Below are 13199 nucleotides of genomic sequence, written 5' to 3'. Positions count from 1 at the left end.
GGCTTCAAGACCTTTGGCTTTGCCGGTGGCCGCCCTGACGTGTGGGAACCCGATGAAAACGTGTACTGGGGCGCTGAATCCACCTGGCTGGGCAGCGACAAGCGCTACAGCGGTGAGCGCGACCTGGCCAACCCGCTGGCTGCTGTGCAGATGGGCCTGATCTATGTGAACCCCGAGGGCCCCAACGGCAACCCCGACCCCATCGCCGCCGCGCGCGACATCCGCGACACCTTTGCGCGCATGGCGATGGACGATGAAGAGACCGTGGCGCTGATTGCTGGCGGCCACACCTTTGGCAAGACCCACGGTGCAGGAGACGCGGCCTTGGTGGGCAAGGAGCCCGAAGGCGCAGGCATCGAGGACCAGGGCCTGGGCTGGAAGAGCATCCATGGCTCTGGCAAAGGTGGTGACACCATCACCAGCGGCCTGGAAGTCACCTGGACCACCACGCCCACGCAGTGGAGCAACAACTTCTTCGAAAACCTGTTCGGCTACGAGTGGGAGCTGACCAAGAGCCCGGCAGGYGCCCACCAGTGGACGGCCAAGGGGGCTGCAGCGACGATCCCGCACGCACACGACCCGTCGAAAAAGCTGGTGCCCACCATGCTCACCACCGACCTGTCGCTGCGCTTTGACCCGGCCTACGAAAAGATCTCGCGCCGCTTTTTGGCGCACCCCGAGCAGTTTGCCGATGCATTTGCGCGTGCCTGGTTCAAGCTCACGCACCGTGACATGGGGCCGCGTGYCCGCTATCTGGGGCCGGAGGTGCCTGCCGAAGTGCTGGTCTGGCAAGACCCTGTGCCTGCCGTGGACCATGCGCTGGTGAACGCGCAGGACATCGCTGCGCTCAAGGCCAAGGTGTTGGCATCGGGCTTGTCGATTTCGGAACTGGTATCCACGGCCTGGGCCTCTGCCTCCACGTTCCGGGGCGGCGACAAGCGGGGCGGCGCCAACGGCGCGCGCATCCGTCTGGCGCCGCAGAAGGACTGGGCTGTGAACCAGCCTGTGCAACTGGCCAAGGTGCTGGGCCAGCTGGAAGCCATCCAGCGCGAGTTCAATGCGGCGCAGACGGGCGGCAAGAAGATCTCGCTGGCGGACCTGATCGTGTTGGCCGGTGGCGCTGCCGTGGAGGCTGCCGCAAAGCAGGCAGGGCAGGACGTGACCGTTCCCTTCACGCCTGGCCGCACGGATGCCTCGCAAGAGCAGACCGATGTGCCGTCGTTCGAGGTGATGGAGCCCGTGGCCGATGGCTTTCGCAACTACGTGCGCCCTGGCCTGGAAGGCGCCGTGGCCGAGCTGCTGGTGGACCGCGCCAACCAGCTCACGTTGACGGCGCCCGAGATGACGGTGCTGGTGGGTGGCCTGCGCGTGCTGGGTGCCAACGTGGGGCAGGCAACCCATGGTGTCTTCACGCAGCGCGTTGGTACCTTGAGCAATGACTTCTTCGTGAACCTGCTCGACATGCGCACCCAATGGCAGAAGTCGGCGGGTGCAGCGGGTGTGCTGGAAGGTGTGGACCGCAGCACAGGTGCCAGAAAATGGACCGGCACGGTGGCCGACCTGGTGTTTGGCTCCAACTCGGTGTTGCGTGCGCTGGCCGAGGTCTATGCCAGCAGCGATGCACAGGCAGTGTTTGTGCAGGACTTCGTCAAGGCTTGGACCAAGGTGATGARCCTGGACCGGTTTGACCTGACCGCAGGCGGTGCCAGCGCCTGATCAGTGAGGCCTTGCTCCCATGTCGTCAGGGGATGGCATGGGGCGAGCCGTTCACGAAGCCATGAAGCCCGGCGTGTGCAGTGCATGTGCCGGGCGTTCTGTTGTTTGCGCGGTGGAAGCCCTGCGTGCGCTCGCTACCATCGGGCCTTGATGTTTCAACCCTTCAAGGAGAGCCCGCGTGACACCAACCCCGACCAAAGACTACGAAAAAGGCCTGGCCACCCGCCGTGAGGTCATGGGTGACGATTTTGTGGACCGTGCGCTGGGCAACGCCACCTCTTTCACGCAGCCCATTCAGGAATACATCACGCGCAACGCATGGGGCGATGTCTGGCAGCGGCCCGGGCTGGACCGCAAGACCCGCAGTCTCATCACGGTTTCCATGTTGATCGCGCTGGGCAAGCAGCATGAACTCAAGGGCCATGTGCGTGGCGCGCTGAACAATGGCGCTACCGCGGAGGAGTTGCAGGAAGTGTTGCTGCACGCCAGCGTCTATTGCGGCCTGCCGACGGCGGTAGAGGCGTTTCGCACCGCCGCCGAAGTCATCGACGGCCCGGCCAAGTAGGCAATAAAGGCGGTAGTGCTGTCCTTCGAGGGCAGGTTCAGCCGCCGGCCAGCAGCTTGTGCACCAGGTCGGCGGCGGTGGAGGCGTTGTACTTGCGCATGAGGCGCGCACGGTAAATTTCTACCGTGCGGTGGCTGATCTCCAGTGCCCGACCGATCTCCTTGGAGGTCAGGCCCTCCAGCAGGCGGGCGGCTACCTCGCGCTCACGGCCCGTCAGCTCCGCCTTCACGGCGCGCTGGGAACTCAGATCTTCGAAGCTCCAGATGCCGGACTCATGCGGGGCATCGCGGTTGAGTGCGCGGCCGGACACGTGGCACCAGAACACTTCGCCATTGGCGCGCTTCATGATGCGGTTATCCGCATAGTGGCCCTTGGCGTTCAGGATGGGCTCCATGTGCGCCCCAAGCCGCTCATATTCGTCGGCGCTGGGATAGAGTATCTGGAACGACTGGCCGATCAGCACTTCGCGCGAGGCGCCGAACATTTCGCAGACATKGCGGTTGCAGTCCACCATGGTGCGGTTGCGCGAGAGCACCAGCCCCACAGGGGCCATGTCGAAAGCCAGTCGGTAATCAACGTCCATAGTGCTAATCTTTACGGAAAACTACTTATTTAAGTACGTAGTATCGTAGCGCATCCCATTCATAAGGAGATCGTGGTGAACAAGTTATTCCCCTCCGCAGCCGAGGCCCTGAAGGGCGTGGTTGCAGATGGCCAACTCATGGCTGTTGGCGGCTTTGGACTGTGTGGCATTCCTGAAGCCTTGATCGACGCGCTGCGCGATTCAGGCGTGAAGAACCTGACCGTGATCTCCAACAATGCGGGCGTGGACGGCTTTGGCCTGGGCAAGCTGCTCGAGACCCGGCAGATCAAGAAAATGATTTCGTCGTATGTGGGCGAGAACAAGGAGTTCGAGCGCCAGTACCTCGCTGGCGAGCTGGAGTTGGAGTTCACCCCTCAGGGTACGCTGGCCGAAAAGCTGCGTGCGGGCGGTGCGGGCATCCCGGCCTTTTTCACCAAGACCGGCGTGGGCACCATCGTGGCCGAGGGCAAGGAACTGCGCGAGTTCGATGGCGAAACCTATGTGATGGAGCGTTCGCTGGTGCCCGAYGTGKCGCTGGTCAAGGCCTGGCGTGCCGACAAGTCGGGCAAYCTGCRSTTCCGCCTCACGGCGCGCAACTTCAACCCCGCYGCSGCCAYGGCCGGCAAGATCACCATCGTGGAGGTGGAAGAGGTGGTGGAAACCGGCGCCATTGCGCCCGACCAGATCCATCTGCCTGGCATCTATGTGCACCGCATCGTGCACAACGCCACGCCCGAGAAGCGCATTGAAAAGCGCACCATCACCGAAAAAGCGGGCGTCTGAGCCGCTGCCGCACAACCGTACAGAACAAGCTGGAGAAGTATCTATGTCGTGGAGTCAAGACCAAATGGCGGCCCGTGCCGCCCATGAACTCGAAGACGGCTTTTATGTGAACCTGGGCATTGGCATCCCAACGCTGGTGGCCAACTTTGTGCCTGCCGACAAAGAGGTGTGGCTGCAGTCCGAAAACGGCATGCTGGGCATCGGCCCGTTTCCCACCGAAGATGAAGTGGATGCCGACCTGATCAACGCCGGCAAGCAGACCGTGACCACCATCAAGGGCTCGTCCATCTTTGGCAGCGACCAGTCGTTTGCCATGATCCGYGGCGGCAAGATCAACCTGTCGATCYTSGGCGCCATGCAGGTCAGCGARRAGGGCGACCTSGCCAACTGGATGATCCCCGGCAAGATGGTCAAGGGCATGGGTGGCGCGATGGACTTGGTGGCTGGCGTCAAGCGCGTGATCGTGCTCATGGAGCATGTGGCGCGCAAGAAGGATGGCACCGAAGACCTGAAGATCCTGCCCCAGTGCACGCTGCCCCTCACGGGCGTGGGTGTGGTGGATCGCATCATCACCGACCTGGCCGTCATGGACGTGACGCCCCAGGGTCTGAAGGTGGTGGAGCTGGCTCCCGGCGTGACTTTTGAGGCCCTGCAGGCCAAGACCGGCGTCAAGCTGATCCCATAAGCATTTGAGCCACCCCTGCAGTGGAGTGGCATCACAAAAAAGGCCGGGGCCCCTCACAGGGCCCCGGCCTTTTGCATTGGCACTTTTCACAAAGCCCTCATGCGGTCCGCATGGGGCCTCTGGCAATTACATCGCGTTGCCGATTTCGCCAGAAGAGATCTGGCCGGTACGCAGGGCTTCAGCAGCCTGGGCACGCACGGCAGCACGGTCAGCCGTGGACTTGTAGGTCACCACACGCGAACCAGCGGGTTCGATGGAGCGGGTCTGGGCCACGGTAGCAGCTTCGGCAGCCACTTCAGCACGGGTGCGGTTGGTTTCGAACTTGGTGGCGAACTGCGAAGCATCGGCTTCATCAGCGTGGGCACCAAAAGCGGCAAAAGCGGCGACAGCAGCAACGGACAGGAAACGSACAGACTTGTTCATGGTGAAACTCCGGAAAATTCTAAAAAGAGGACTTGGGTACTGAGAGATACGGCRCAACCAGGGCGGCAGATTCAGCCGCCCCTGGTGAATCAGCCGCGCTCACCCGAAGAAATCTGGCCAGTGCGCACTGCTTCAGCAGCCTGTGCACGCACGGCAGCGCGGTCGGCCGTGGACTTGTAGGTCACCACACGCGAACCAGCGGGTTCGATGGAGCGGGTCTGGGCCACGGTAGCAGCTTCGGCAGCCACTTCAGCGCGGGTGCGGTTGGTTTCGAACTTGGTGGCGAACTGCGAAGCATCGGCTTCGTCAGCCTGGGCGCCAAAAGAAGCGAAAGCGGCGACAGCGGCGATAGACAGGAAACGTGCGGTGTTGTTCATGATGAAAAATCCTTGAAGTTAAAGAAGCGGCTCAAAAAACCGGAACAAAGCGCCAAAAACAAAGAAAGCTGCCTGGGACCGGGTTCGGTGAGTCGCCTTGCGGGTTCGGCTCATCGATGGGATGAACTGTACGCCGGTGGGGTGCAGAGAAAAACCACCGGGTCGCGAACTAACTGTTCCAGTATTGGAAACAATGAAGATGGGATGAGGGCCAGTCCATAGGCTTGGGGCACTGGTTCGGCCGGAGATAGGTACCTGCTGATGGATAACCCGGGTACATATTCAGGACGGTTGCAGAGTGCAGGGCTGCAGAGCTGTAGAGCCGAAGGCGTGTGACGGGCGCACCTGCGCAGAGTCAGCGGGTTAGCTCCGCAATGTGGCCTGCAGGGGCTGGATGTGGGGTGTTCAATTCAATGCCCATGGAAAGCAGTTTGCGGCTGAACTGCACGTGCCGTCAGGCTGAGCGGCAGTCCACCCATACACACAATGGCCGCCCTCTGGGCGCTCTGATGCGTGTCGCGTTGTAGATGCTCGGGATAGCCGCCAGCCGGTATTCAGCGCAGGAGCGGCGCGTCGGGTAGCTCGTTGACGGAGGGCGAATCGGTGGCGCGCGGAAAGTGCTCCGCCAGCAGGGCGCCTACCGCCCCCACGGCCTGCGCCAGGCCTTCTTCGTAGCGGCCTTGCTGAAACTGGGCCGACATCTTTGTCGCCATCTCCTGCCATGCGGTGGGTGGGACATGCCGTGCCAGGCCCCGGTCGGCGACGATCTCGAACGCATGTTCCGGCATCAGCAGGTAGATCAGCACGCCGTTGTTGTGTTCGGTGTCCCACACGCGGTGTTTGCTGAACAGCATCAGCGCGCGTTCGCGTGCATTGGCGTGACGGCGCAGGTAGCTCCAGGGGAGCCCCGCTTCCGCCACGATGCGAATCTGCCCGGTGTGCTGCCGCTCGCTGGCAGCGACCTGCGCGCCGAGGCGCTGCAGTGCTTGCAACGGGATGGCGGATCGGCCGAAGGCGTCGTGCCAGCGATGGTGGACGAGCCTCCAGATGGAACGCCATAGCGTGTGCGTTGGTTGCCCGCTGTTCTCAACACCCATCACCAGTCCCCCGATGCACCGCCGCCACCAAAATCGCCCCCACCGCCCGAACTGAAGCCGCCGCTGTCACTGCTGCTGCTGAATCCGCCCGAGCTGCCGCTGCTCCAGCCCCCGGAACCTCCGCCGCCATGCCCCAGGCTGATGGGGCCGCTACTGCCGCCAAAAAGCCAGGTGTAGAGCAGCGCAATCACGCCCGCGCCCACCGACAGCAGCAGGCTGGAGGTGAACACAAACGCCAGGGCGCCTACGCCGCCTCCTACCGCCAGTCCGCCCAGCGCAGCCCCCAGGAGGCTGCGAGCCAGCGGGCCGGCTACCATGACGCCAAAGAACAGGAAGATGGCGAAGTCCGTCCAGTCGAACAGGCCGTGACTGCTGCCTCCGGCGGCAGGAGAGGGTGTCTCGGTCGGGGCGGGCGGGGCTTCGCCCGCGATGCGCGCGCCGATCTGCGTGATCGCTGCACCGAGGCCTCCCGCGAAGTCGCCTTGCTGAAAGCGGGGCTTCATCGCGCCGTCGATGATGCGTGCTGCTGCGATGTCGGGGATGGCACCTTCTAAAGACTTGGCAACCTCGATGCGCATCTTGCGGTCGTTCTTGGCCACCAGCACCAGCACACCATCACCCACGTCGCGGCGCCCGATCTTCCACTGGTTGCCGACGCGGTTGGCATAGGCGGCGATGTCTTCTGGTGCGGTGGTGGGCACCATCAGCACGACGATCTGCGAGCCGCGGGCTTTTTCGAGGGCGACCAGCTGGCCCTCGAGCGCCTGGGTGTCTGCGGCGCTGAGCGTGCCCGTGTGATCAATGACGTGGCCTGTCAGCGGGGGCACAGCCAGCGGCTGCGATTGGGCCCAGCCAAAGATAGGCCATGCCGCTATAAAAAATATAGCTATCAGGGCATATCGAATAGGCGCTAGCAGCATATTCAGCTCACGTCAGGCCCTGCAAGGGGTTGTTCAGGGCTTGGCCTTGGATGCGGAGAAGTCCACCGTGGGCGGCACGGAAATCTGCGCCTCGTTGGCCACGGTAAAGCTGGGCTTGGGGGCGTAGCTGAAGGCCATGGCCGTGAGGTTGGTGGGGAAGCTGCGGGCCAGCACGTTGTACTCCTGCACGGTCTGGATGTAGCGGTTGCGGGCCACGGTGATGCGGTTTTCGGTGCCTTCCAGCGTCACCCGCAGGTCGCGGAAGCCCTGGTTGGCCTGCAAGGTGGGGTAGCGCTCGGACACGACCATCAGGCGCGACAGGGCGCTGGACAACTCTCCCTGGGCCTGCTGGAACTTGCTGAAAGCCTCGGGGTTGTTCAGCGTCTCGGGCGTGACCTGGATSGMSGTGGCCTTGGCGCGSGCCTCGACCACCTTGGTSAGCGTSTCCTGYTCRAAGYTGGCCTCGCCCTTCACGGTGGCSACGATGTTGGGCACCAGGTCGGCRCGSCGCTGGTACTGGTTGAGCACYTCGCTCCAGGCGGCCTTCGATTGCTCGTCAAGGCGCTGGAAGTCGTTGTAGCCGCAGCCGCTCAGCGTGAGCGTGGCGGCGAGCAAGGTGAGGAGGGCAAGAAGACGTTGGATCATCATGATGGTGGAGTCCGCCGATGGAGAAATGGGATGACTGTGCCAGAAACCGGAGGGCGCCAGTCCGCAAATTGGTCGCAGACCAGCGATGGTGGGCCCCCGCCCGAGCGCGTACAAAATCGGTGGGCAGCAAGGCATTGCACCGCCGCCGCACAATAGCAGGCTGGCGTTGCATCTGTCACGCCGTTCCGACCCACTTACCACCAGAATTAACATGCCCCGCGCCCGATCAAAAGCAGCCACCCTGGGTGGCTCTTCGGATGAAACCGAAACCGCGTTTTATGAGGCGCTGCAGCGCGGTGACATCGAGCTGCTGATGTCGTGCTGGGCGGACGATGACGAGATTGTCTGTGTGCACCCGGGCGGGCCGCGCCTGCTGGGGCCCGCCGCCATCCGTGCCGCGTTCGAGGCCATGTTCTCCCATGGCTCGGTGCGTGCCCGGCCTGCGCAGGTGCACCGCGTGGTGGCGCTGTCGAGTGCCGTGCACAGCGTGGTCGAGCAGGTCGAGGTGATGCTGCCTGACGGCCTGCACCAGGCCGTGGTCATGGCCACCAACGTGTACCACAAGACCCCCGAAGGCTGGCGCATGGTGGCCCACCACGCCAGCCCGGKCGTGGCGCCCGACGCCCAGGTGGATGTGCTGGCGCAGCGCCCCGTTCTGCACTGAGAGGCCCCTGCGTGAGGATTTCGGGCCAAATTGGCTGTATGCGCCGACAACATATGCCTTGCAAGCTATGAAATACATAGCGCCTCGCTGGCTCCCCGGTGGCCAGTTGCAAACGATCTGGCCCGCGCTGTACGCACGCCGTGTGTTCGGCCCGCGTCCCGAGTACCGCCGTGAGCGCTGGGACACCCCCGACGGCGATTTTGTCGATGTGGACTTTCTCCAGGACGGTGTGGTGGCTGACGCGCCCAGGCCGCTGCTGGTGGTGTTCCACGGGCTGGAGGGCTCATCACGCAGCCATTACTGCGAAGCCTTTGCCGACCTGGCCCGCGAGCGCGGCTGGGCCTGCGCGCTGCCGCACTTTCGCGGCTGCAGTGGGGAGATCAACCGTGCCCCGCGCGCCTACCACTCGGGCGACCATGCGGAGATCGGCTGGATGCTGCAGCAGCTGCGTGTGCACCACCAGGGGCCGCTGATGGCGGTAGGGGTGTCACTGGGCGGCAACGCCCTGCTGCGCTGGGCCGCCGAAGTGGGCACTGACGCTGCGCGCAGCGCGGATGCGGTGGCGGCCGTGTGCTCGCCCATCGACCTGGCGGCGGGCGGCCATGCCATTGGGCGCGGCTTCAACCGGCTGGTGTACACGCGCATGTTCATGCGCACCCTGGTGCCCAAGGCGCTGCAGAAGCTGGCCCAGCACCCGGGGCTGTTTGACCGGCAGGCGCTGCTGGCCGCGCGGGACCTGTACGCGTTCGACAACGTGTTCACAGCGCCCGTCCACGGGTTTCGCAACACCGAGGACTACTGGCTGCGCGCGTCGGCCAAGCCGCTGCTGCACCGTGTCCGTATTCCGGCGCTGGTGGTGAACGCGCGCAATGACCCCTTTGTGCCCGCTGGCAGTCTGCCGGGCGTGCGCGAGGTGGGACGCCATGTGACGCTCTGGCAGCCGCCGCWTGGCGGGCATGTGGGGTTCCCGCGCGGCTTGCCACCGGGGCATGTGCGCGCCATGCCCGACGCCGTGGGAGGGTGGCTGGCCGAGCACAGTGGGGCGCTGGCGCTGCACGGCGCACAATCCGCCCATGGATGACATCGTCAAACAGGCACTGGCCAAATGGCCCAACGTCCCCGACTGCTATGGCTGGCTGGGCCTGGATGCGCGCGGCCRCTGGTATCTGCGCGACGACGCGGTGCAGGCAGCGGGTACGTTTCCGCACAGCAAAGGGTCGTTGCTGCAGCACGACAAGCTCATCGCGTTCATAGCCCGCAACTACGAGCACGACGACCAGGGTCAGTGGTTCTTTCAAAACGGCCCGCAGCGCGTGTATGTCGAGCTGGAGGCCACGCCCTGGGTCTGGCGTCTGCAGCCGCAAGACCTGCGCGCCATCAGCCATACGGGCCGGGAGGCGTCGGTTCGCCACTGCCTGCTGGACGAGCAGGGCCGTGTGTACCTGGAGACAGACCTGGGCCTGGGGCTGGTGCACACGCTGGATGTGGCACTGGCTGCAGAGGCAGTGACTGACGGACGCTGGACACCGCAGGACGTACAGGCGCAGGACCTTCCGGCACGCTACGGGTATGTCTGCAGTCCGCGCGCCCGGTCGCAAGCCGGGGCGTCGCGGCCAACCTGAAGCTCCACCCTACCGCCTTCAGCCCGGAGTTGCGGGCACTCAGAGCGGCTCACCACGGCACTGGATAACCTGCAAGACGAAAAAAAAGCCGGTCGCAAGGACCGGCTTTCTGGGTGAGGGTTCTACCCAGCTCGTGCAGGGTCGGGCGCTGCCTTACTTGGCGGCGGCTGTCATGAACTCCACCGCGGCGCGCAGATCGGCGTCAGAGGCTTGGGAGCCGCCACGCGGAGGCATGGCGCCCTTGCCCTTGGCGACACTGGTGTACAGCGCGTCGATGCCTGCGGGCAGGCGAGCTGCCCAGGCGGCCTTGTCACCAAACTTGGGAGCACCGGCCACACCGGCAGCGTGGCACACCTGGCAAGCCTGCTTATACAGAGCCTCGCCAGCGCCAGCTGCGGCGGCTGCAGGTGCGGCAGCTACCGCCACAGCAGGCGCAGCAGCTGTAGGGGCTGCGGCGGGTGCTGGTGCAGGAGAGGCGGCTGGTGCTGCGTCTGCCTGGGCGGCTGGGGCAGCGGCTGCGGGAGCAGCAGGTTCGGCAAACTTGGCACCACCAGCATTGGCCATGTAGGCCACAGCGCGCGCGATTTCGGTGTCGTTGAAGTCGCCGCCACCTTGGGGTGCCATGGCGCCCTTGCCCTTCAGGGCCGACTGCACCAGGGCTTCAAACCCGGTGCCGATGCGCGCAGCCCAGGCAGCGGCATCACCAAACTTGGGGGCACCCGCAGCGCCGGAGGCATGGCAGGCGGAGCACTGGGCCTTGAACACTTCTTCGCCGCTCTTGAGGGGGCGGTTGGCGTCGCGCACTTCGACCATGCCGATCTTCTGGATGCGTTCGGCGATGGCCTTTTCAGGGTTGACGGCACCGGCAGCGGGCTTGTCCGCCGACGTCACATACAGGACCAAGCCAATGATGGCAAAGATCGGAATCACAAACGAGAAAAGTACCGCGACCAGCAACTGCTTGGGGTTCTTGATCGGGCCGGTATGGGCTTCTTCGTGGTGGTTGTCGCTCATGTCGTCCTCAGGTGTATCGGGGGCTTCGGTGTAATCAACCTTAAATTATATCTGCGGGGATGGTTATTCCCATCCCCGCTGGATGCAGACAACCACGGGTTTGCCCCAGAGCGAGCGCAGCGCCCCGGGGGCTGCGCTCGCTCCCGCGCAGRGCGTCAGGAGGGGAGCTGGGCGCTGGTGTCGGGCGCTCCACCCCCCAGTGCCTTGTACAGCGACACCTGGTTTTGCAGTTGCGCCAGCCGCACCTGCACCACCGCCTGCTGGGCCGTGAACAGCGAGCGTTGTGCGTCCAGCAGGTCCAGATAGCTGGCCACGCCGTTGCGGTAGCGCAGGTCGGCCAGCTGCAGGCGCGCGGCCTCTGCCTGGGCCTGCTGTTGCTGGGCCTGGGCCTGTTCGCCCAGCGTGGCTTGCCCCGCCAGCGCATCCGAGACCTCGCGGAACGCGGTCTGGATGGCTTTTTCGTACTGCGCGACGGCAATCTCCCGGCCGACCCGGGCGCTGTCCAAATTCGCCTGGTTGCGGCCCGCGTCAAAAATGGGCAGCAGCAGGGATGGCGCGACGGTGAAGCCCCAGGAGCCGTTCTTGAACAGGCCGGACAGCTCGCCGCTGGCTGTGCCTGCCTGCGCCGTCAGGGAGATGCGCGGGAAAAACGCCGCCCGCGCAGCGCCGATGTTGGCGTTGGCGCCAATCAGTTGCTGCTCCGCCTGGCGGATGTCCGGCCGGCGGGTGAGCAGCTCCGACGGCACGCCGGCAGGCAACGGTGCCATCGCAGGCGCGTCGGCCAGCTTGCCACCGGCCAGACTGGCGCGCACGTCCTGCGGCAGTGCCTGGCCCAGCAGCAGGACCAGTGCGTTTTCGTCGAGCGCGCGCTGGCGCTGCTGTTGCGCCAGCGTGGCGCGGGCCGCCTGGGTGAGCGACTCGGCCTGGCGGAAGTCGAGCTCGGAGGCCACACCCGCGTCCAGGCGCATCCTAGTCAGGCGCACCGACTCCTCGCGCGATGCGAGGGTCTGGCGCGACAGGTCCAGCAGCTCCTCGTCGGCCAGCAGTGTCAGCCAGCCATTGGCCACTGCCGCCACCAGGCTCACCTGTGCGGCGTTGCGGCCTTCTTCCGTGGCAAGGTACTGGGCGAGTGCCTGCTCCTTGAGGCTGGCAATGCGGCCAAAGAAGTCGATTTCCCATGCGGATACGGCCAGACCCACGCTGAACGAGTTGGTCAGGTTGCCCGTGCCCGTGGCAGGGGCTCGGCTGGCATTGGCGGCCAGCCCCACGCCTGGGTACAGGTCGGCCCGGCGCACCTGGTAGGTGGCCCGAGCTTGCTCGATGTTGAGCATGGCCACACGCAGGTCGCGGTTGTTGGCCAGCGCAATGTCGATGAGCTGTTGCAGGCGTGGCTCGGCAAAGTAGTTCTGCCAGGGCGCGGTGGCTCCCGACAGCGCAGCTGCGCTGTCGGTCGTTGCCGCCCCGCCGGCGTAGGTGGCGGGGACGGGGGGCTGCGGGCGCTCGTAAGTGGGGATGAACGAGCAGCCAGCCAGCAGCGCAGCCGCCGTGGCTGCTGCCAACGCCATGGGGGTACTTCGGTTCTTATTCATGGGTTCCAACTCCTGCTTCTTCTGCATGGCGGCGGTTCATTTCCTGCTGGCGCGCRCTGCCTTTGAACAGGCTGCGCACCACCACAAAGAACACYGGCACAAAGAACACGGCCAGTGCGGTGCCTGTGACCATGCCACCCAGCACGCCGGTGCCGATGGCCCGCTGGCTGGCAGAGCCTGCACCCGACGCGACGACCAGTGGCAGCACGCCCAGGCCGAACGCCATCGAGGTCATCACGATGGGGCGGAACCGCAAATGCGCGGCGGCCAGCGCCGACTCGATCACGCCCTTGCCCTGGGCCTGCAGGTCCTTGGCGAACTCGATGATCAGGATGGCGTTTTTCGCTGACAGGCCAATGATGGTGATCAGGCCCACCTGGAAGTACACGTCATTGGCATAGCCGCGCAGCAAGGTGGCCAGCAGCACGCCCAGCACGCCCAGGGGCACCACCAGGATCACGGCCAGCGGGATCGACCAGCTCTCGTACAGCGCAGCCAGGCACAGGAATACCG

The 13199-nt window shown here is 64.9% G+C and carries 16 protein-coding genes; 7 read left to right on the top strand and 9 right to left on the bottom strand.

The genetic code is table 11. From position 1 onward, the window contains the following. Both katG and pcaC read left to right on the top strand, forming a co-directional pair. A partial coding sequence (katG, locus tag AC04MI_RS18685; protein ID WP_476498389.1) for a catalase/peroxidase HPI occupies positions 1-1716 on the top strand: 1716 nt, incomplete at its 5' end. Between the two features lie 178 nt (positions 1717-1894). Continuing rightward, positions 1895-2281 (top strand): 4-carboxymuconolactone decarboxylase, encoded by a 387-nt coding sequence (gene pcaC, locus AC04MI_RS18680; protein WP_082522567.1) that lies wholly within the window; start codon positions 1895-1897, stop codon positions 2279-2281. A 37-nt stretch (positions 2282-2318) separates the two neighbouring features. Here the strand turns inward: pcaC and AC04MI_RS18675 are convergent, their stop codons facing one another. Beyond that, the gene (locus AC04MI_RS18675; protein ID WP_476498388.1) at positions 2319-2864 is read right to left on the bottom strand and encodes a LuxR C-terminal-related transcriptional regulator; all 546 of its coding nucleotides are present in this window, start codon (positions 2862-2864) and stop codon (positions 2319-2321) included. A gap of 75 nt (positions 2865-2939) precedes the next feature. Here AC04MI_RS18675 and AC04MI_RS18670 point away from each other — a divergent pair, with 75 nt between their 5' ends. Further along, entirely contained in the window at positions 2940-3647 is a 708-nt protein-coding gene (locus AC04MI_RS18670) for a CoA transferase subunit A (protein WP_476498387.1), read from the top strand. Between the two features lie 43 nt (positions 3648-3690). Next, positions 3691-4332 carry a CoA transferase subunit B gene (locus tag AC04MI_RS18665; protein WP_476498386.1) on the top strand — a complete coding sequence of 214 codons (642 nt, stop codon included), beginning with the start codon at positions 3691-3693 and terminating at the stop codon, positions 4330-4332. Between the two features lie 126 nt (positions 4333-4458). On the opposite strand, the gene AC04MI_RS18660 is transcribed toward AC04MI_RS18665, so the two are convergent. From AC04MI_RS18660 to AC04MI_RS18640, 5 genes are all read right to left on the bottom strand, one after another. After that, entirely contained in the window at positions 4459-4755 is a 297-nt protein-coding gene (locus AC04MI_RS18660; RefSeq protein WP_056062211.1) for a hypothetical protein, read from the bottom strand. Between the two features lie 89 nt (positions 4756-4844). Next, on the bottom strand, positions 4845-5132 hold the full coding sequence (locus tag AC04MI_RS18655) for a hypothetical protein (protein ID WP_056746105.1): 288 nt from the start codon (positions 5130-5132) through the stop codon (positions 4845-4847). 554 nt (positions 5133-5686) lie between these two features. Further along, positions 5687-6124 carry a TPM domain-containing protein gene (locus AC04MI_RS18650; protein ID WP_369816945.1) on the bottom strand — a complete coding sequence of 146 codons (438 nt, stop codon included), beginning with the start codon at positions 6122-6124 and terminating at the stop codon, positions 5687-5689. A gap of 104 nt (positions 6125-6228) precedes the next feature. Next, positions 6229-7149, bottom strand: a complete 921-nt coding sequence (locus AC04MI_RS18645) for a TPM domain-containing protein (protein WP_436079304.1) — start codon at positions 7147-7149, stop codon at positions 6229-6231. 33 nt (positions 7150-7182) lie between these two features. Continuing rightward, positions 7183-7794, bottom strand: a complete 612-nt coding sequence (locus AC04MI_RS18640) for a LemA family protein (protein ID WP_476498390.1) — start codon at positions 7792-7794, stop codon at positions 7183-7185. Positions 7795-8008: 214 nt separating this feature from the next. On the opposite strand from AC04MI_RS18640, the gene AC04MI_RS18635 reads away from it, so the two are divergent. From AC04MI_RS18635 to AC04MI_RS18625, 3 genes are all read left to right on the top strand, one after another. Further along, positions 8009-8461, top strand: a complete 453-nt coding sequence (locus AC04MI_RS18635) for a YybH family protein (protein ID WP_476498385.1) — start codon at positions 8009-8011, stop codon at positions 8459-8461. 67 nt (positions 8462-8528) lie between these two features. Beyond that, positions 8529-9542 carry a YheT family hydrolase gene (locus tag AC04MI_RS18630; protein ID WP_476498384.1) on the top strand — a complete coding sequence of 338 codons (1014 nt, stop codon included), beginning with the start codon at positions 8529-8531 and terminating at the stop codon, positions 9540-9542. Continuing rightward, positions 9535-10083, top strand: coding sequence for a DUF2946 family protein (locus AC04MI_RS18625; protein ID WP_476498383.1), 549 nt, complete (start codon positions 9535-9537; stop codon positions 10081-10083). The genes AC04MI_RS18630 and AC04MI_RS18625 overlap by 8 nt, the downstream gene beginning before the upstream one ends. A 153-nt stretch (positions 10084-10236) precedes the next feature. On the opposite strand, the gene AC04MI_RS18620 is transcribed toward AC04MI_RS18625, so the two are convergent. The 3 genes from AC04MI_RS18620 to AC04MI_RS18610 all read right to left on the bottom strand — a co-directional run. After that, on the bottom strand, positions 10237-11097 hold the full coding sequence (locus AC04MI_RS18620; protein WP_056744152.1) for a c-type cytochrome: 861 nt from the start codon (positions 11095-11097) through the stop codon (positions 10237-10239). Positions 11098-11252: 155 nt separating this feature from the next. Continuing rightward, a complete protein-coding gene (locus AC04MI_RS18615; protein WP_436079300.1) occupies positions 11253-12686 on the bottom strand; it encodes an efflux transporter outer membrane subunit in 1434 nt (477 codons plus the stop codon). After that, positions 12679-13199 (bottom strand): efflux RND transporter permease subunit (locus AC04MI_RS18610; RefSeq protein WP_476498382.1); only part of this gene is annotated, 521 nt, incomplete at its 5' end. The genes AC04MI_RS18615 and AC04MI_RS18610, both read right to left, overlap by 8 nt.

This window comes from Acidovorax sp. LjRoot204 (assembly GCF_056175785.1).
This window is presented reverse-complemented; position numbering and strand designations above follow the sequence as displayed.

Coding starts and splice junctions, on each gene's coding strand:
- AC04MI_RS18655 (WP_056746105.1), bottom strand. CDS start 5,132: ATGAACAACACCGCACGTTTCCTGTCTATCGCCGCTGTCGCCGCTTTC.
- AC04MI_RS18645 (WP_436079304.1), bottom strand. CDS start 7,149: ATGCTGCTAGCGCCTATTCGATATGCCCTGATAGCTATATTTTTTATA.
- AC04MI_RS18620 (WP_056744152.1), bottom strand. CDS start 11,097: ATGAGCGACAACCACCACGAAGAAGCCCATACCGGCCCGATCAAGAAC.
- AC04MI_RS18615 (WP_436079300.1), bottom strand. CDS start 12,686: ATGAATAAGAACCGAAGTACCCCCATGGCGTTGGCAGCAGCCACGGCG.